Source organism: Bacteroidales bacterium (assembly GCA_016709865.1).
Taxonomy (GTDB): Bacteria; Bacteroidota; Bacteroidia; order Bacteroidales; family VadinHA17; genus LD21.
Genome location: JADJLX010000005.1, coordinates 717206 through 735855 on the forward strand (window position 1 = coordinate 717206; position 18650 = coordinate 735855).

At 38.5% G+C, this 18650-nt stretch carries 12 protein-coding genes and 1 tRNA gene; 7 read left to right on the forward strand and 6 right to left on the reverse strand.

The genetic code is table 11. The features are described 5' to 3' along the window. Window positions 1-55: 55 nt before the first annotated feature. Window positions 56-403: a 50S ribosomal protein L19 gene (rplS, locus tag IPJ16_11690; protein ID MBK7627830.1), complete on the forward strand. Its 348-nt coding sequence runs from the start codon at window positions 56-58 to the stop codon at window positions 401-403. A 135-nt stretch (window positions 404-538) separates the two neighbouring features. On the opposite strand, the gene IPJ16_11695 is transcribed toward rplS, so the two are convergent. Then, a complete protein-coding gene (locus IPJ16_11695; GenBank protein ID MBK7627831.1) occupies window positions 539-3364 on the reverse strand; it encodes an AsmA family protein in 2826 nt (941 codons plus the stop codon). 250 nt (window positions 3365-3614) lie between these two features. On the opposite strand from IPJ16_11695, the gene IPJ16_11700 reads away from it, so the two are divergent. After that, window positions 3615-3688 (forward strand) — tRNA-Arg (locus IPJ16_11700). 44 nt (window positions 3689-3732) lie between these two features. Here the strand turns inward: IPJ16_11700 and IPJ16_11705 are convergent. Then, on the reverse strand, window positions 3733-5253 hold the full coding sequence (locus IPJ16_11705) for a hypothetical protein (protein ID MBK7627832.1): 1521 nt from the start codon (window positions 5251-5253) through the stop codon (window positions 3733-3735). A gap of 507 nt (window positions 5254-5760) precedes the next feature. On the opposite strand from IPJ16_11705, the gene IPJ16_11710 reads away from it, so the two are divergent. The 5 genes from IPJ16_11710 to IPJ16_11730 are packed head-to-tail and all read left to right on the forward strand — an operon-like array spanning window position 5761 to window position 12526. Beyond that, window positions 5761-6636, forward strand: a complete 876-nt coding sequence (locus IPJ16_11710; protein MBK7627833.1) for a mechanosensitive ion channel family protein — start codon at window positions 5761-5763, stop codon at window positions 6634-6636. Next, the gene (locus tag IPJ16_11715) at window positions 6633-8402 is read left to right on the forward strand and encodes a glycoside hydrolase family 15 protein (GenBank protein ID MBK7627834.1); all 1770 of its coding nucleotides are present in this window, start codon (window positions 6633-6635) and stop codon (window positions 8400-8402) included. Before IPJ16_11710 ends, IPJ16_11715 begins: the two co-directional genes overlap by 4 nt. Before the next feature lie 3 nt (window positions 8403-8405). Beyond that, window positions 8406-10616 (forward strand): bifunctional alpha,alpha-trehalose-phosphate synthase (UDP-forming)/trehalose-phosphatase, encoded by a 2211-nt coding sequence (locus IPJ16_11720; protein ID MBK7627835.1) that lies wholly within the window; start codon window positions 8406-8408, stop codon window positions 10614-10616. A 41-nt stretch (window positions 10617-10657) separates the two neighbouring features. Next, window positions 10658-11578, forward strand: coding sequence for a dihydrodipicolinate synthase family protein (locus tag IPJ16_11725; protein MBK7627836.1), 921 nt, complete (start codon window positions 10658-10660; stop codon window positions 11576-11578). A 6-nt stretch (window positions 11579-11584) separates the two neighbouring features. Continuing rightward, a complete protein-coding gene (locus tag IPJ16_11730) occupies window positions 11585-12526 on the forward strand; it encodes a polysaccharide deacetylase family protein (protein MBK7627837.1) in 942 nt (313 codons plus the stop codon). A 33-nt stretch (window positions 12527-12559) separates the two neighbouring features. Here the strand turns inward: IPJ16_11730 and IPJ16_11735 are convergent, their stop codons facing one another. The 4 genes from IPJ16_11735 to IPJ16_11750 are packed head-to-tail and all read right to left on the reverse strand — an operon-like array spanning window position 12560 to window position 18627. Beyond that, on the reverse strand, window positions 12560-13555 hold the full coding sequence (locus tag IPJ16_11735; GenBank protein ID MBK7627838.1) for an alpha/beta hydrolase: 996 nt from the start codon (window positions 13553-13555) through the stop codon (window positions 12560-12562). Between the two features lie 20 nt (window positions 13556-13575). After that, window positions 13576-15105 (reverse strand): neutral/alkaline non-lysosomal ceramidase N-terminal domain-containing protein, encoded by a 1530-nt coding sequence (locus IPJ16_11740; protein ID MBK7627839.1) that lies wholly within the window; start codon window positions 15103-15105, stop codon window positions 13576-13578. A gap of 7 nt (window positions 15106-15112) precedes the next feature. Next, window positions 15113-17341 (reverse strand): hypothetical protein, encoded by a 2229-nt coding sequence (locus IPJ16_11745; GenBank protein MBK7627840.1) that lies wholly within the window; start codon window positions 17339-17341, stop codon window positions 15113-15115. A 47-nt stretch (window positions 17342-17388) separates the two neighbouring features. Then, window positions 17389-18627: an MFS transporter gene (locus IPJ16_11750; protein MBK7627841.1), complete on the reverse strand. Its 1239-nt coding sequence runs from the start codon at window positions 18625-18627 to the stop codon at window positions 17389-17391. Window positions 18628-18650: the final 23 nt, after the last annotated feature.

An 18650-nucleotide genomic window follows, 5' to 3' on the forward strand; every position in this document is an offset into this window, starting at 1 on the left:
TAAGTTTGCGACCGGATTTTTGAAAACAAACTGAGAATACAAAATACTTTGCGAGATGAATTTAATGAATGTGATTGAGAAAGAATTTGCGGTAAAAAATGAGTTTCCGAAATTCGCAGCTGGCGACACAGTTACTGTCCACTATAAAATCAAAGAAGGAAACAAGGAGAGAATCCAGCAGTACCGCGGGGTTGTTATTCAGAGAAGCGGAAGCTTACATACCGAAACTTTTACTGTACGTAAGATGTCAGGCAACATCGGTGTTGAAAGAATTTTCCCTGTTGCATCACCTTTTATTGATAAAATAGAAGTTAACAAACATGGCAAGGTTCGCAGAGCAAGAATTTTTTACCTGCGCGATCTTACAGGTAAAAAAGCACGTATACGCGAAAAGAAATTTTAATATTGATCTCTTACTAATTAAAATAGGCTGTTCATTTGAGCAGCCTTTTTTATTTCTTTCTCGCAAAGTCGCCAAGACGCCAAGTTAAACTTTGCTACTTTGCGACTTAGCGAGAAAACATCTCCTACATAACAATTAAATTTTGTCGATCATTGCCTTGCTTTTGGCCTGTGCTTCTTCTACAAGCTTCTTGGCCTGAACATCTGCCTCATTTACAAGCTGGGTTGCCTTTTTATCAGCAGTGTTATTAATAGCATCTGCACTCTTTTGCGCTGCCAGCTTAGCAAGAGTACCTTTTGATGCAGCGCCATCGATTATCTTTTGTGCCTGGTCTGCTGCTTCTTTTCTAATCTTTTCGGCAGCTACTGCAGCTTCGTCTCTAAGTTGCTGACCACGCTCTTCAGCCTCCTTAACCAGCTTTGCTCCCTGTGCTTCAGCTTCCTCCCTGGCTTTATCCTTAGCCTTGTCGACAGTGTTATCTATTGTCTGTTTAACAACTTCTTTGGCTGCTTCCTTAACACCACCTGAGCTTTCTCCTGAAGTACTTCCAAAGAACGGAGCAACAACAGGCTTACTGAAAGTTCCGGTTACCTTCATGTTAACTTTCAGAATATCTGATGGTTTATATGCTATTCCGAATTTAGCGGCTTCACCTGAAAGGTTATCAATCAGTGAATTTACAGATCCCCCCAGATCAGTTCTTGGTATTTCTGTCTTAATCAGATAATTAAGGGTCTGATCAATTCCCTGATCACCGCTGACATTCATTTTGAGATTACCTGTTTTTACATCAAACGGAGCGACATAGATTCTGCCATCAGCTATTTTGAAACTGATATTAATATCTTTAAAAGTATTGCTGTACTTATCACCAAGTTTCAGAGTCTCCTTAATTTTATCGAAAGTGTTTGACTCAACAAGAGTTATCTGTTCCGACTGGATTTTGCCTGAACCATTTATTGAATTGGTAATAGGCATCATATCTTGTCCGAGAAGACTCGTAAATGCAAGTTTACCGCTTATATTTCCGTCGATACCCTTAGCAGCAGGAGCTAATTTCTGAACCGTGTTAAATGTTGCGAAAGCCTCTTTAATTGCAACTCCTTTCATATCAAAATCGGCTTTCATTACAGGCTTTAATGTATCTCGGGTATCATAATCAGCATTCATTCCAATAGTACCTGAAAGAATCTCCATCCCTGTTTCTCTTATGCTTAAGACTCCATCACGGACAATAATGTGACCTTTAATGTTTTCAGCTTTAATGCTGTCATATGAAAATTTATCAATAAGTGCATTGAAATCAAAATCTATATTTTTTGGTACCTGGATCAATGTAAGGGCGGCAGTATCTTCAACGACAGTAGTATCCAAAGCCATTTTTGACATTATTTCGGAGACATCAATAAGTTTTGAACGCATCGAAAGATTTCCTTTAATCGTCTGATCACTGAATACGTACGGAATATAATTTTCTATACGTCCGGCCAGTGCAAAATCACTCTTCCCTCCTACATTAAAACTTGTATTTGTCATTGTTGCATATGCCGGAGTGAATTCGAAACCGGCTTCGGCTATTTTCACTTCAGGATAACCTGTCATTGCCACAACCATATTCTTAATGCCCATGTTTCCTTTAGCCATAAAACTCTCGTACTGTTCCTTCTCTATCATCGACATCCGGCCTGCCATCTGAACCGACATATCGATAATTCCTGACAAACTGATGCTGTCCATAGGAACTGCTTTCATAAGGGCAGAGAGATCTATCCTTCCTATCATTGATCCTTTAAAATCAGGATCACTCATAGGTGTTTTAAGGGCAAATGTCATATCGAAAGGACTTCCTGCCATCTCCATATGAAAGACGTCAACAGCCACTGTTGTCTTGTCAAGGTCTTTGCCGTCAACGTAGACATCTGATTTAATATTGATATTCTTAATCTGTTCAGGTAAATCAGGATAGCTAATAAGACCATTGCTGACAGACATAGCTAAAGTGATATCTGGCAAGGTACTGTCAGCATCGCTGTAAATACCTTTTGCGGAGCCTGAGAAGGCGAATTCACCACTCGTCTTAAGATCTGCATAATCACTCATATATACTGCAGGGATGAGCGACAGCAGTGATTTAAATGATGTTTGTGATGTTCCGAATTTAAGATCAGTCTCAATATCATCGCCAGGCATGGCAACCATACCAGAGAAATTTAACTTCAGATCATTAAGGGCAAAATAATTTTCCCGGAAGGTGAATTTGAAATTGTCAAGGTCAGCCAGCAGATCAATTTTTGAATCCAGAACAGTTTTGTTAAGGTATTTCATTCCTTCCATTATGAAAGTAAAATCCCCGACATTTAAAGTCATCTGCATATCTGTTTCACTCATAGTCATATCACCTTTAAGAGTAAAATTCAGATCCTTCAGATATGCCTGCATGTCAGATTCGTAGTCAAGATATGCAATTGAACTATTAAGCATCGCAACATTCTTAAGCTGCACCTTCAAAGTTGATGCAGTTGTATCTGCTTCAACAGTTTCAGTAGTTGTTGTATCCTTCATTATATCCCAGTTAGCACTGCCATCTTTCAAAACAATAGCATTCACAACTGCTCTGTCTAATACTATCGATTTAACTTCATAACCAGAATCGCCAAGAAGACTTGAAAGGTTGAATACAAGATTAAAAGATCTGAAGCCGGCAAGAGTATCTCCTTCAAACTTATCTACACCAACTACCGAAACACCATTCAGAGAGAATGTCAGGTTCGGAAAGTTTTTAAAGAAGCCCAGTTTATAGTCATCGAATTTTACTGAAGCATTTACAGACTCATTAATAATCTGCTCAACCTTTGTCCGTATCTGTTCCTTGAATATTATAGGTATAGTAAAAAGCAGTACAAGAATCAGAAGTATTAATCCAAGTAAAATTTTTACAATAATTCCGGCTATTTTTTTCATAACTAAATGATATTATATTTATTACCAATTACATACTAAATATGATCAGTTTTACTTTTTAACAACTAAAAATAATAAATATTCCCCGAATTAAAAAGTCCGGAGTGCCATAAGTGCCGTGAATGCCTAAAGTACTTAGTGAAAACGTTTTTATTACTGATTTTGTTTTCGGGTTGAAACATTCCAAACTTTCGCTTACTTAAAGTACTTTTTTTTGCAATATATTATTATATTTGCGCTCGATTAAACAGGACCTGTAGCTTAATTGGATAGAGCATCTGGCTACGGACCAGAAGGTTGGGGGTTCGAGTCCCTCCAGGTTCACGCAACAGGGACATGTCATGGCATGTCCCTGTTCTTTTTATTTATCAATGAATCTTCAAAACCATTGCCTGACATGGCTGAAGGAACAGGTTTATTTGGGATTGTAGAAATTCATGATTTTCACCACTCAACAAATCAATAGATTGTAAAGGATCTCTTACCCCAATAAAAGACAACAAATCTATTGTTACCTCCTGAGATTTAAAAATATCAAAGTTACAGATAACAAGAAATCCTGAAGACTCCTTTGTAGGGTCATACCGGTAAACTGCAATTATTGCATCATGGCCCTTATCCACAAAGAAGCAGTTATCACCACACCGAAAAGCTATATATTCTGCAAGAATTGAATTAACCTTAAGTATAAAATCAGAAAATCTGATTTCATCCGGAAACTTCATCTTTGTTTGTCTTCCAATAAATTGGATCTTTTCTGTAATTCCATACTCAACTCCCTGGGTAATACCAGTAGCTCCTGTACCCATTAATGCAGCTGAAACATACCTGGGCATGGTTGATTCAACACTTCCAAATTCCTGATAAGGGGTACCTGAATCGTGAGTTGTAACAGGCATAAAGTATCTTAGATGTTTTGTTGAACGGTGGATGTAATTAAGATAATCACGCAATTGAGGTACAAACCTGTAATTCCATGGTGTGGCAAGATTTAGATTTAATCCCCACTGCACACTCTTTTGCAGAAGGTTTGTTTCGTCGGTAAAAAATTCTCCCAGGATTGCAACATCAGGGTATTCATTATGAAGTGATTCAGCGAGGGATTGTACAAACTTTGGGTCGCTGCTATGTAGATTATCGAAACGAATAAACCCCCCCGTCTCACTCGCATAATTAGCCCAGAACAATGCATACTCTGTCATGTAATCCCATATCTCTTTCCTGATTCTCGCCGATGGATGTTCATAATTAATAAGAATAAGATCATCCCACTCCAGCCAACCACGTTCAGACCAATATCCTGCTCGAAGAAAACCATCCGGTTTATTATGATCAGGTATAATCCAATCAGGCGCCTTTTTTGCAATATTACTGTTAGTCCCCACATGGTTCATAACAATGTCAAAGCAGAGACTTATGCCCAGCATCTTTGCTTCATCTACAAAATCTTCAATCTGTACAAGACTATCATTTTTGCTCCCGATTTCAAGATAACTTGTATCAATATCAAACAAATCTTTAGCGGAGTAAGGACTTTCAGAGCTATCGAGAGCTGTTACCGGGAGCAGATGCACAGCATTGAATCCCATACCTTTTATCCGGATAAGATCTTCTTTCCAGTCTTTTATTGTCCCGGAAACATTAGGAATAAGTGTATATAGACGCAGCCCGTCAATCTGAGGAGGATCGATCAGGATCCAGGCATCGGGAACATTGTCTCTGATCCAGGTCGTACCTTTATCCATTGAAAACTCAGCCCAGAAGGAATAAAGACCGGTATGTTCAGGGATGAAATGACTCTTAAAAGTCCTGTCATCAATTAACAAGAATGGCACAATTTTCTGCTTACTTTCTCCATTTGAATTTAAAATAAAGATAAAGCGCGCCATAATATTGTTGGAAAAAGGATGCTCTGAAGTTATAGTTGCAGTAAAAACCCGGTCAAGAAACCCTCTGGAAAAACTCTGTCTGCCAACAGAATATGATCGGTTGATTAGGCCTATGAAAGGTAGTAGAATCGGGCAATCCTGTAGTGTAGGAATAGGCCGGTGCCGGCTTGTCATAAGTGTTTCTGTTTCTAAATTAGTCCAGGCAAATATCTGATTTTTCTCTTAGTAAATCTAATATTTGAGCCGTTTGCTTAAAAAACTATTATCCAATCTCAAATTGAAAACGGTGGAATGATCAATAAAATAGTGATTTACAACTTTATTTCGTATATTACCATCGCAGTCAAGAAAACAGAAATATTATCACTACTGAGTTCAGATGTAAAATTCTTAAATCGTTTGAATATCAATATAATAGCATAGGTAATATTTTCAACTCAGGATCAAAAATACCTGAAACCTGAACAATTAATCGAATCAGGCGTATACTTTATATTAGCAAGCAACATGGAAGAGTATTTAAAAACAGTCAGCATTCAAATTGGACCATGGCTTATGGCACATGGAGTTAAAATTGCCATAATAATGTTGGGGGCATTTCTCTTGAATATGATTACCAAAAGAATTATAATCAGAACTGTTAGGATTGCTGTGGTCCGGGACAGTATGATGTCTGTGGAAGCTGAAAAGAAACGCGAAGATACGCTAATACGTATATTTAATGGAGGGATTAAGATTGTTATTCTGGTAATGGCAATTATGATGTTCCTGCAGGAAATTGGTATTGAAACTGGCCCGATCCTGGCTGGTGCAGGTATTGTTGGTCTGGCATTCGGTTTCGGAGGGCAATATTTAATAAGAGATCTAATATCAGGTCTGTTTATTATTCTTGAAAATCAGTATCGGATAGGTGATGTAATAAATATTAATGATACAGGTGGACTTGTAGAGGATATTAGTCTCAGAATGACAACACTCAGAGATCTAGATGGAACTGTACACCATATTCCGCATGGAGAAATCAAAATTGTTTCAAACCTTTCAAAACAGTTCGCAAGAGTAAATATAAATATAGGAATAGCATACAATTCTAATCTGGAGCATGTTATTGAAGTAATAAACAGGACTGGAATTGAACTGGCTGAAGATCCCCTTTTTAAGGACTCAATAATAAGTCCGCCAAAATTTTTACGGGTTGACAGTTTTGCCGACTCTTCAATCATTGTTAAAATACTTGGTGATACAAAACCTCTTAAACAATGGGAAATCAGTGGAGAGTTTCGTAAAAGAATGAAAATTGCTTTTGACAGGGAGGGTATTGAAATACCTTTCCCACAGGTGGTGCTTCACCAGGCTATCGAATCAAAAAATAAATCAATATGAACAAATATAATTTTGGAGTAATAGGAAATTGTTCCTTCCTGGCCTTTATTGACACCGATGCCAATGTTAACTGGCTTTGTCTGCCAAGGTTCGACAGCAGCTTTGTTTTTGGATCTCTGCTGGATAAGAAAAAGGGTGGTGAGTTCAGTATCAGGCCGGCAAATGTAGGATATAAGTCGAAACAGTACTATATTAAGAATACTAACATACTTTCCACCGAATTCGAGATGTCTGAAGGTAAGTTCAGGGTGATAGATTTTGCACCTCGTTTTAGTCAGTATGACAGATATTTTAAACCCCTGATGCTATTCAGGAAAATTGAAATAATTGAGGGAAACCCATTAATAAAAGTAAAGTGCCATCCAGTTGATAATTACGGAAAACAAAATCCTGAAACAGTAGCGGGGAGCAATCATATCAGGTATCTTAATTTAAGCAGCCAGGTAAGACTCACAACAGATATTCCGCTTAATTACATCATTGGAGAAAAGGCATTTGTGCTAAATCAGTCTCAATATTTGGTTTTTAGTTATGGTGCACCTTTAGAAGCTCCATTAGCTGAGACTGTGGAAATATTTCTTAATAAAACCAGGGCATATTGGGTAAACTGGGTAAAATCAACATCAATCCCTTCTATTTATCAGGATGAAGTTATAAGGTCAGCACTTGTTCTTAAACTTCATCAATATGAAGATACAGGCGCAGTAATTGCTGCAGGTTCAACAAGCCTGTCAGAATTTGACCAATCGCATCGCAACTGGGATTACCGTTATTGCTGGATGAGAGATACATATTATACCCTTAATGCTTTTAATAATATTGGCCATTTTGAAGAACTGGAGAAGTACTTTGCCTTTATTGAGAATATAATGCTAAATGAAAAACAATTAATCAAACCATTATACACCATTCTTGGGGAAAGGGTCCCGGATGAAAAAATATTAATGCTGGAGGGTTATTTGAAAAACAAACCTGTAAAAGCAGGTAATAACGCAACATACCAGACTCAAAATGATGTATATGGTCAGATTCTGGTTAGTCTCCTGCCTCTGTTTATTGATAAAAGACTCAATTACTTAGACACCAAAAAATCGGAGTTTATAACGGATTGGCTTCTTAACCGGATTGAAGAGTTTATGGATGTCCCTGATTCAGGCTTATGGGAATTTGGCACAACTAATCAACTCCACTCCTATACATATTTGTTTCATTGGGCTGGCTGTATGGCTGCTATAAAGATTGGCACAATAGTTAACCGAAATGATATAATTGCAAAAGCAAAGTTATTAGTTGAAAGATCAACTGTTTATCTTGAAAAATGTTACTATCCACCTAAAAAAGCCTACATGCAATCTGTCGGCAGCACCTTTCTCGATGCCAGCAATCTTCAGCTGATAACAATGAATTATCTTCACCCGGACAGTGACAGGGCACTTCAACATCTTAAAGCACACGAAAAGGAACTTTTTCAAAAAGAGGGAATATATTACAGATATTTACAGGACGACTTAGGAAAACCAAAAACTTCCTTTATAATATGCGGATTCTGGTATGCAGAAGCCCTTGCCGCAGTTGGATTGATTGAAAAAGCATTTAACGTGATTGAAACATTAAATAAATGTTCTAATCATCTAGGGCTTTTCAGTGAAGATGCTGACGAAAATTATGGTCAATGGGGCAACTTCCCTCAGACATATAGTCATGTAGGCCTCGTTAATGCTGTTTACAGATTATCGAAAAAACTTGACAAACCAATATTTCTGTAACTTATGAAGACATTTGAACAGATTGATTATAAACGCATTATAATAGTAGCTTACAGGCTGCCATTTAAGCTGGTAAAAAAGAAAAATCAATATATTGCACAGCAGAACTCAGGTGGTCTTGTATCAGCTATTTTATCATTATCTGAGAAAATGAACCTTGAAAAGCTAACTACATCCAAGATTCTCTGGATTGGGACAGGCGATTCAAAGCTTGGCGTAGAAAATTTAAATCCTAAATTCGATCTCTACCCTGTAGAGTTACCAAAAAAGGTAAATGATAATTTTTATGGAGGATTCTGCAATAAGACAATTTGGCCATTGTTTCACTACTTCCCGCAGCAGGCATTTTATGACAATGCGTATTATGAAGCATATGATATCGCAAATAATCTGTTTTTTAAAACATTAAACAAGATCATTCAACCCGGCGATTTCATATGGATACATGACTATCATCTTTTTCTCTTACCGGAGATGATAAGAAAGGCCTTCCCTGACGCTAATATTGGTTTTTTCCTTCATACTCCATTCCCATCATTTGAGATATTCCGACTATTTCCCAAGCACTGGCGAGAAGCTATTCTGAAAGGAATGATCGGAGCAGATGTAGTTGGGTTCCACACAAATGATTACACGCAACATTTTTTAAAATCAATTAAACGGACTTTTGGATATAAAACTGATCAAAACTACATTGATGTCGACAACCGGCTTTGCAGGGCAGATGGTTTTCCAATTGGTATAGACTTCGACAAATTTCACGATGCATGTTCCAATGGAAAAACTATAATTCAAAAGAAGAAACTTCAGAAGCATATTGCGGGCAAAAAGCTTATTTTTTCAGTCGACAGACTTGATTATTCAAAAGGTTTAATAAACCGGCTTGAAGCATTTGAACGTTTTCTTGAAAATTTTCCTCAATGGCATTACAAGGTTATTTTTAATATGGTTGTTATTCCATCGAGGGATAATATAGACACTTATCGTGAGATTAAGAAAGAAATTGAGTCAACTGTTGGTCGGATAAACGGGAAATACAGCAATCTCAGCTGGCGACCGGTAATCTATCAGTATAAATCAATTCCCTTTAATGAACTTGTAGCCCTGTATAACTTGAGTGATGTGGCATTAATTACACCACTTCGCGATGGAATGAATCTGGTTGCTAAAGAATACGTAGCCTGTCAGACTGAAAACAAAGGTATGCTGATTCTAAGCGAAATGGCAGGTGCCGCTGTTGAGCTTAATGAAGCCATTATCATAAACCCTACGGATGTTAAGGAAACCTCGGATGCTATTGACAAAGCCCTGTCGATGACGGCAGAAGAGAAAGAATGGAAAATTTTAAAGATGCAATACAGGTTAAAACGTTACAGTGTATTTACCTGGGCAGCTGACTTTTTCAGCCAAATCGATTATACAAAAAATGAACAGAAAAAAATGCAGGTGAAATATCTTGATGACAATACATTGAAAGATATAAAGCTAAAATATGAAAAATCATCAAAGAGGATTTTTCTTATCGATTACGATGGTACACTTACACCTATCGCCCTGCTACCCGAAATGGCATTGCTCGACAGAAAGATGGAAAACCTTCTGAGGGCTATGTCAGATGATAAACGAAACACTATTGCAATAATTAGTGGCAGAGAGCGAAACTTCATAGAAAAACAGTTCAAACACCTTGACGTAATTCTTATAGCAGAACATGGTTTTTATATAAAGTACCCGGGGGGAGAATGGATGAATAACATCGAGATTGATCTTACCTGGAAAAATAAGTTACTTCCTGTATTAAACAATTATGTCGACCGATGCAGCGGTTCATTGGTGGAGGAAAAAAATGCCTCAATAGCATGGCATTATCGCAATGCTGATGAAGGAATTGCAACACTTAGGATACATGAATTAAAAGATGACCTGGGTGATCTGTTAAATAGTGAATCAAAACTCCAAATGCTTGATGGAGATAAAGTTTTGGAGGTAAAGAGCATTCTATATGATAAAGGTACGGCAGCCTCAGAATTAATAAAAACACGTAAATATGATTTTATTCTTGCAGTGGGTGATGATAAAACTGATGAAGATCTTTTCATGGCAATTCCTAAAAGCGGATTTACAATCAAAGTAGGTTCAAAACCAACCATTGCAAGATTCAATATAAAAAATCAATCACAGATCTATGATATTCTTTCAATCTTTGTAACTTAATATCGAAAAAAGGAAGTAAAAGACTAAAAGACTAAAAGACTATGAATCTACCGCTAAAAGGAATTATTCCGCCTGTTGTTACTCCGCTACTTGACAATAATACTCTTGATGAAGAAGGACTTGAAAAGCTTATAGAGCATCTGTTATCAGGTGGTGTACACGGACTTTTTATTCTAGGAACCACCGGTGAATCATCAAGCCTTAGTTATCCTGTAAGGAAGGAACTTATAAAAAAAGTTAGTGAACTGGTCAGCAAAAGAGTTCCGGTTGTAGCAGGCATAACAGATACCTCATTCAATGATTCGCTTGAAATAGCTGAGCATGCTGCAAAATGGGGACTTGATGGTGTCGTTATAGCTCCTCCTTTTTACATGCCTATTTCGCAGGTAGAGATGAGAGAATATCTTGAAAATATCGTTCCAGAATTACCACTGCCTTTCTTAATGTATGATATGCCAGGCTGTACCAAGTTCCACATGTCAATTGAGACTATTAAGAAGGGTAAAGATTTAGGAGCCATAGGTATCAAGGACAGTTCCGGCGATATGTCGTATATGTATTCAATAATTAATGAATTTAAAGGGTCACCTGAATTTTCCATAATCACAGGAACCGAATTATTTCTTCCTGAAACAATACTTAATGGCGGACACGGTGCTGTTGCAGGAGGGGCTAATATGTTTCCCAAACTGTTTGTAGATCTATATAATGCATCACTTGACAAAAACCTTGTAAAAATAGCAGAGCTTCGTGATATTTTGATGGTAATGGAAAATACCATTTATAATATTGGAAGGTATAATTCGCGCATAATAAAAGGTATAAAATGTGCATTGTCGGTCATGGAAATATGTAATGACTATACTGCTTTTCCTCTTCGCAAGTTCAAGCAGGAAGAGCGTATTAAAGTGGAACAGGCTTTAGAAGAGCTGAATTCTATATTGAATAAAAAATATAAATAACACAGCATGAAAACTAAAACATTCTGTTACCTGATTATTGCCCTGATATCAGCAACAAATAGTGTCTGCTTTTCACAGTCGCTGGCTGAAAAACTTGGTTATAAACCAACTGACAAACTTCTCATTATAAATTGTGATGATGTCGGAATGTGTCATTCAGCAAACCTTGCAGTTATAGAGGGTATGGAGAAAGGGTTAATAACATCAGGAACCATTATGACCCCATGCCCATGGTTCAATGAGATAGCAGAATACTCACGTACTCACCCGGAGAAAAACTTTGGAGTGCATCTTACCCATACTGCTGAATGGAAATTTTATCGCTGGGGACCAGTGGCTCCTGACGCAAGTGTTAAAGGGCTGTTAGATTCTGAAGGATACCTGTGGAGAAGTATTGAAGAGGTCTATTCTCACTCAACACCAGAAGAAGCACTGACCGAAGGGCGTGCCCAGATCAGGAAAGCCCTGAATGCCGGAGTAAACATAACTCACATTGACTCACATATGGGAACAATGCAGCTGAATCCGGAATATCTGAAGGTATATGAGCAACTTGCACTTGAATTCAACCTTCCTCTCCGCATGGCGGCTCAGTCAACAATGGAAAAATTTGGTTTTCCGGAAGTAAGGAAACAGTTTGAGAAAAAAGGATTGGTCTTTACTGATTATTTTGTATATGAAGAACTTGATAATTACAAGGATGTTAAATCATTCTGGATAAACATTGTCAAAAACCTTAAGCCCGGAGTAACAGAACTTTATGTACATGCTTCCAAAGAAAGCGATGAACTGAAGGCAATCACAAACAGTTGGCGAACACGTATCCAGGAAGCAGATCTATTTACAAATGATGAGGATATGAAAAAACTTATAAAAGAAGAAAAAATCATCCTCATCGGATACCGCCCATTAATGGAACTACAGAGAAAAAATATAAATATCAGGTAATTACAGTCCCGCCTATATAATTATTCAATAGTTTCAGTTATCCAGGTATTTTCTGAAAAAAGCGTCCATCTTCTGTCGTGAGAAATCATTCACCCGCTGAACAATATCCATAGTATGAGGCCACAATGGAAGACAATATAATTCAGCAGGCACACCAAGAGTGTCTAACCGTTCTTTCAATAAAACCGATTGACTCGCCGGAACCAGATCATCCGAAGTTCCCTGAAGTATTAAAGTGGGAGGATCGCTTTTATCGAGGTAATTAACCGGTGATGCTTCTAAATAAACCTCGGGAGATTCATCATAAGATTTAGCGAGAAAAGATGTTACCAGAGTATGGTTCCTGGCATATTCTGTGGTCAGGTCAGCCGGGCCGTAAATATCAACAACAGCTTTTATTCTGTGGCTTTCAGAAATCATTAAGCTGTCATTGTTTACTGATTTCTTGTTCCACCCATAAGCAGCGAGCATAGCAAGGTGACCTCCTGCTGATCCACCTACTACAGCAATCCTGTCAGGATCGTAGCCATACTCTTCACCATGATCATAAAACCATTGCATTGCATCCTTAATATCTTCCACACATGCAGGATAAGGGCCATCATCCAGGAGCCTGTAAGAGACAGTTGCTGTTACATATCCGCTTTTAGCAAAGGGTATAAGGTAAACCAGGTAATCTGATCTTTCACCTCCCCGCCACCCTCCTCCGTGTATGAATACAATTAAAGGAACAGGTTTGCTTTTTCCCTTAAGACGATACAAATCAAGTTGAAGAGATTTCCCGTATATGTTCTTGTACTCTATGTTTTTAATTTCCTCAATCTCGGCAGGAATCTCCGGTGATTTATTTATCAGATCCTCCAGACCGACAGCCACTGCAAGATAATCGAGAGCCACAAAGTGATATCCGACGGGCATTTTATCAGGGAATAAAAAAGAATAGAATCGTGGTGTCAGCATCAGAAGGCAGAAAAAAAGAATGAAGGTCAGGAAAATAATCAATATCCTCTTTTTGAATCCCGATTTCATATAACTCTATTTGATTTTTTTTAATCAACCTTATTTAATTCCAGAAGCATCTCCCTGAGATTCTTATGCAATATCGGAGCTGTCTCGCTTCCCATTGAGTTTTCCTCTCCATACGGTGAATCATTTCTGTTGTAAGTGAAAGGTGCTACTGCATCCCACTGACTTTTTGGAATTATGTAACCGATCTCATCATTTGCGAGACCAAAAACAAATTTATACTTTCCCTGCATCATATCCCTGACAGGCGGAACTTCAACAGGATCAATTTCGAAATCGCGGCCCTCAGGAGCTTCAACCATACCGTTTAAGATCTCAGGATAAATTTCACCAGGAAGAGTGGCAAAAGAGATCGTGCCAATGTTAAAAACAGCAAGCTCAGTATGTATATTCATACAGCCGGTTGTGCCACGATCGAGAGTTCCTATCGCAGTTGCCAGCCGGAACAAGTTATTATCGATAGGAAGTGTTATTGTCCTTACAACCAGAGATATACCTGCCTTTTCAATGTTTTCTGACGGAGTTTCCATAGCTTTCAAAGCCAGAAGGGCAAGTTGCTTACCCTGAGCAGCAGCTTTTTTAAATGAAGGCTCTTTGATTTCCTCACCTGATTCAGGATCTTTAACAGCAAGACTTGGGTGTGTGGTCATTAAACCTCCCAGTGCTCCGCTGACATAAACAGCGATGCCTCCTATCCCTTTTTCCACGCCTTCGCGGACATAATGAGGAAAATCAGAAGTAATCAATAAATTTTTTCCCCAGAGTGTCTCGGGATGATCACCCCAGGCGATAAGTGACCCTAAAGTCTTGCCAGTCTCTTTATCAATTGCCCGGATTAGCCTGAGACCAGAATCAAAAACCTGAGGGTTGCGTGTATCTTTTACCAATGCAATGGCTCCTGTTTTATCTTCAGACACTTCTAACCTTACCGGCCTGATATTAGCAACTGCATTTTCAATTGATTTAACAATCTGATTTTTGACATACTCCAGATATTCCTTGTTAATGCCGCTTTTAAATGGTGTATTTCCCCATAATCCAAGAAGATCAGGTCCCTCATGTGTATGAGTCGATGTTATTATTGTATATGTAACTCCTGCATCAGGTGATAACCGTTTCCTCACATCTATAACATCATCATTCATAAATCCGATAACATCCAATGATACAATAGCAATTCTTGTACTTCCATCATCAAAAACAACTGTTCTTGCCCACAAATCATCATGAATTCCATTGGCTGCCCTTTTATTGCCGAATCCTGCTATCCAGACCGGATCAAATATCCCATTACCATTACCATCGATGAACAGGTCCCCGGCTTTAGGATCATATTCTGCATTATTATCAATATCAGTCCATCTGTCCGAAACTTCGGGAGTTATCTTTATTGCTGCAAATCCAGTTTTTAACTTCCCAGAATCCCTGGTAATAATCTTCATATCAGCTTTGAAATCTGGATTACGATCTTTCAGATTTCCTCTAATAAACAGGAATAATCCTAAGATTAAAACCAACAATAAAGATCCGGCTATTTTAAAAAACTTTTTCATAACTGTATTAATTTCCATTGATATGAGGACCACTGATTACACCAAGATACCGGCCAATCCAATATGGTAATAACCATATATCGCCGGCACTGTATTCAGAAGTCCCGCCACCATTTCCATCCAGATCAAATCTATTGGAGTTGTGTCTGCTAATCCTTAGTTCATCAGGCGGAAGAACTTCGCTAATTGTCTGATTTCTGAAGTTTGGTTCAATCCTTTCGATATCTTTTCTGGAACTGTTTGATACAGACCAGTCTATCAGGTCAAGCGGATACTGCTGCAGGTACCATATAGCCTCTTTTAGGTCTGTTCCTTTAACATCAGCTAATGCAGTCATAATATTCCATAATCCCTCCTTTTCAGGTCTTTCAGTCTCCCAGTGATCAATAATGGCTTCTCTTATTTTTAACTTCAGTGTATCATTAAATGCATATCTGTATAAGCCCCAGTATCCGCAATAATACATTTCGTCGTCTGAGTGATTCCACCCGTCAGAAAGCATCCGGCTCATCGCATCAGCACTATCCGGGGCTGCTCCTATCTGTTTCATTGGTCGCATCAGATTCTCAAAGTACCCATGGTTATTCATAAGTTCAAAGGCCGACTCCCTATACTTTTTTTTTTTTGTAAATTGGTAGGCTGTCTGTAACATTCCTATAATATTGGATGAATTAATCTTGCGGTCACCAACTGAAATATGAAGTGAATTAACATAATCAGGATTCCATCGACCCCAGCGGGTTGGTTTTCCATCCCAGTCAATCAGATAGAAATCATTTTTAAGAATTGTTGACATCAGGGTATCGATCAGACTTATGGCTTTGTTTTGCAGAAAAGCATCGTCAACCAGTTCAGCAATAACACCGAATGCAAAAATATGTCCGATTGCTTCATCGCTGCTGGTTGTGGATTTCCAGTCCCATTCAGGATCTTTTGCTCTCTGCCAGGCTTTGTCGTCATATTTATACCCTCTTCTTTCAAAAGAGCGTGAAGGAAATCCAGGTATATTATTAATTGTATACAACCTTTCCATTGCATCAAGCGACTCCCTTACATTCTGCAATGCCTCTTGTGATCCGGTAACATTATACCTGAATGCTTCAGCAGCGAGATACATCGAAGTCCACAGTCCGTCATTATCTGAATCTTCCAGACTTCCGCTTGTTAAATCACCATTTTGCATTCCTGAGACTGTTGCATTAAAACCGTTACGGATATGACGATTCCGAACCTGCCATTCGTAATACTCTGCTTTTTCAGATAAAGTCATATTCTTAAAGCAGATCTGTGCTAATCCACTGGTGGTAAGTATAAGAACAGATTTACCTGGTCCCCCGGCAATATGAACAACTGAATCTGAAGGAAGCCATCTTTCTGAAGCGTAGTAATCAAATTTGCCATCTTCCCGGAGTTTCATAGCTCCATGTGTTGAACCAAACCAGAGACTTTTATCAATCTCAGCAATTACTGTCAGATCAGTCCATGGCATTTTTCTATTAACTTTTCCAACCTGCTTTCTGGTTTTTGTATCTATTTCAATATAACCATCGGTTGTCCCGGCAACAATTTTATTATTAAACAATCCTATACACGTAAGGCTCTTATCTCTCAGAACATTTTCAATAATTCTTTTCCCTGTGAAGAATACATTAATTGATTCTTTGCCAAGTACCCAGAAAAGATCGTTCCGGTCATCGAATTTGATATCCACTATTTCCTCTCCGGAAAGTGAACCTCTCCAGATCTCACCGGAATCTCTCAGATATGCAAGGCTTCTGCCGTCAGATATAAGAAAGTCAAAATCATTTCCGCCTGTAAGTATTTTTGCATCAGACAGTATATGCGGCATATACAATTTACCAGCCCAGGTATTACTAAAAACTGACTTATTGTCTATGTAAACAAGTTGACTATCCGAGACTGTAATTCCGGACACCTTTTTATCAGAAGTTGGCTTGTACTGACTGTCCTTTACAAGTTTTCCGGGGTATAAAAACTGACCTGCATTCAATCGTAATAGTCCCTGAGATGAAAGAATCTGGATATATCCATTCCTGTCAGCAGCTGCCTTAATAAGAATGTTTTCAGGCTCAGAGTAAAATTTGATGCTGTAATCCTGAATGTACTCAATATCTGAATGTGCTTCTTCTCTTAGTAAACTTTTATCGGGAGTTTTTCTGGAACAACTTAACCAGATTATTGATAATGAAACAAATATTAGAAACAATCTTTTCATAACAAGCATTTTCAGTTTACAACTTAACGGGCAGAAACTGGCAACTCTTATGCTGAGACTGCACTGGTTGAGGTAAGTCCTGATTTTGGAAGAAAAGATACTATTACTGCTCCAGCCAATGCAATAAAAATCAATGCAGTGAATCCAATAGTATAACTTTTTGATACTTCATTATACAGTGCGCCAACCATCCATGGGCTTGTAGCTTCCGCAATTCCATCGGCAACCAGAACAATTCCCATAACTCTGCCCAATGTTTTTACGCCAAAAAGGTCACCTGCCATAAGAGGTATAATCATATAATCACCACCCAGCCCCAGTCCGAATATTATAGCAAAAATGTATATTCTCCCTGTAAATTCCGGAAGAAGAAGTAATGGTATAGCTGATGCAACAAGCAAATAAATAAGAATCATTACATTTCTCCGGGGAAACAGGTCTGCAAGCCATCCCATTAAGACTCTTCCGGCCAGACTGGAGAATCCCACCAGTGAAATTATTGCTGCAGCTTCGGACTGGTTAAATTCCAGATTCCTAAGATAGAGCTTCAGATGCTGGTTTGTTCCGCCAACCGCAGCTATTGAGCACATGCTCCCAAATGCAAGCAGATAGAAATTCTTATTTTTTAAAACAGTACTCATTTTAACTGAAGATTGTTTTTCGACGGGAGCTGCCTGACTTGCAGACGGTTCCTTCAAAAAATAAGCTAATGGCACTGCAATTAGTATAATCAGCACTCCCAGTCCCGCCAGAGCGTAGTGCCAGCCAAAATTTTTCTCAAGAGCAACTGAAATCAACGGAACAATAACAAATCCCGACCCGATACCAAGATATGCAATCCCCATTGCCTTACCACGGTTCTTATCAAATCGCCGGGAGATGAGCACCTGACATGGAAGCGGGCCGCCGAAGACATAACCAAGTGCATTGAAAACATAGAAAAAGTAAAACATCCAGAGTGAGCTCATGAAACCTAGTCCAATCAATGCTCCCCCAACCATAATTGCACCTGCCATCATCATTTTCCTGGGACCATAGCGATCAATGATCCATCCGGCGAGAAATCCAAATAAGGGAGCTATGAGAAGCTTGCTCAGGGCGTTGCCTGATGTTACTACTTTGGTTGACCATCCGAATTCCTCCTTCATAAAATCATAATAGAAAGGCAATCCGTATAGTGCAAATCCGACTATCGCCAAAAGACTGAAAAAAGTCGCAGCCAGAACATATGGCCGTGAGCTACCATTACTAGTATTATTGTCCGGTAAAAATGAACTGGCATTCATGAACTCAAAAATCTTATTATTAA

What these genes read in the sequence shown, in the direction of transcription:
- rplS (MBK7627830.1), top strand. Translation starts at nt 56, where the DNA reads ATGAATTTAATGAATGTGATTGAGAAAGAATTTGCGGTAAAAAATGAG.
- IPJ16_11695 (MBK7627831.1), bottom strand. Translation starts at nt 3,364, where the DNA reads ATGAAAAAAATAGCCGGAATTATTGTAAAAATTTTACTTGGATTAATA.
- IPJ16_11705 (MBK7627832.1), bottom strand. Translation starts at nt 5,253, where the DNA reads ATGGCGCGCTTTATCTTTATTTTAAATTCAAATGGAGAAAGTAAGCAG.
- IPJ16_11710 (MBK7627833.1), top strand. Translation starts at nt 5,761, where the DNA reads ATGGAAGAGTATTTAAAAACAGTCAGCATTCAAATTGGACCATGGCTT.
- IPJ16_11715 (MBK7627834.1), top strand. Translation starts at nt 6,633, where the DNA reads ATGAACAAATATAATTTTGGAGTAATAGGAAATTGTTCCTTCCTGGCC.
- IPJ16_11720 (MBK7627835.1), top strand. Translation starts at nt 8,406, where the DNA reads ATGAAGACATTTGAACAGATTGATTATAAACGCATTATAATAGTAGCT.
- IPJ16_11725 (MBK7627836.1), top strand. Translation starts at nt 10,658, where the DNA reads ATGAATCTACCGCTAAAAGGAATTATTCCGCCTGTTGTTACTCCGCTA.
- IPJ16_11730 (MBK7627837.1), top strand. Translation starts at nt 11,585, where the DNA reads ATGAAAACTAAAACATTCTGTTACCTGATTATTGCCCTGATATCAGCA.
- IPJ16_11735 (MBK7627838.1), bottom strand. Translation starts at nt 13,555, where the DNA reads ATGAAATCGGGATTCAAAAAGAGGATATTGATTATTTTCCTGACCTTC.
- IPJ16_11740 (MBK7627839.1), bottom strand. Translation starts at nt 15,105, where the DNA reads ATGAAAAAGTTTTTTAAAATAGCCGGATCTTTATTGTTGGTTTTAATC.
- IPJ16_11745 (MBK7627840.1), bottom strand. Translation starts at nt 17,341, where the DNA reads ATGAAAAGATTGTTTCTAATATTTGTTTCATTATCAATAATCTGGTTA.
- IPJ16_11750 (MBK7627841.1), bottom strand. Translation starts at nt 18,627, where the DNA reads ATGAATGCCAGTTCATTTTTACCGGACAATAATACTAGTAATGGTAGC.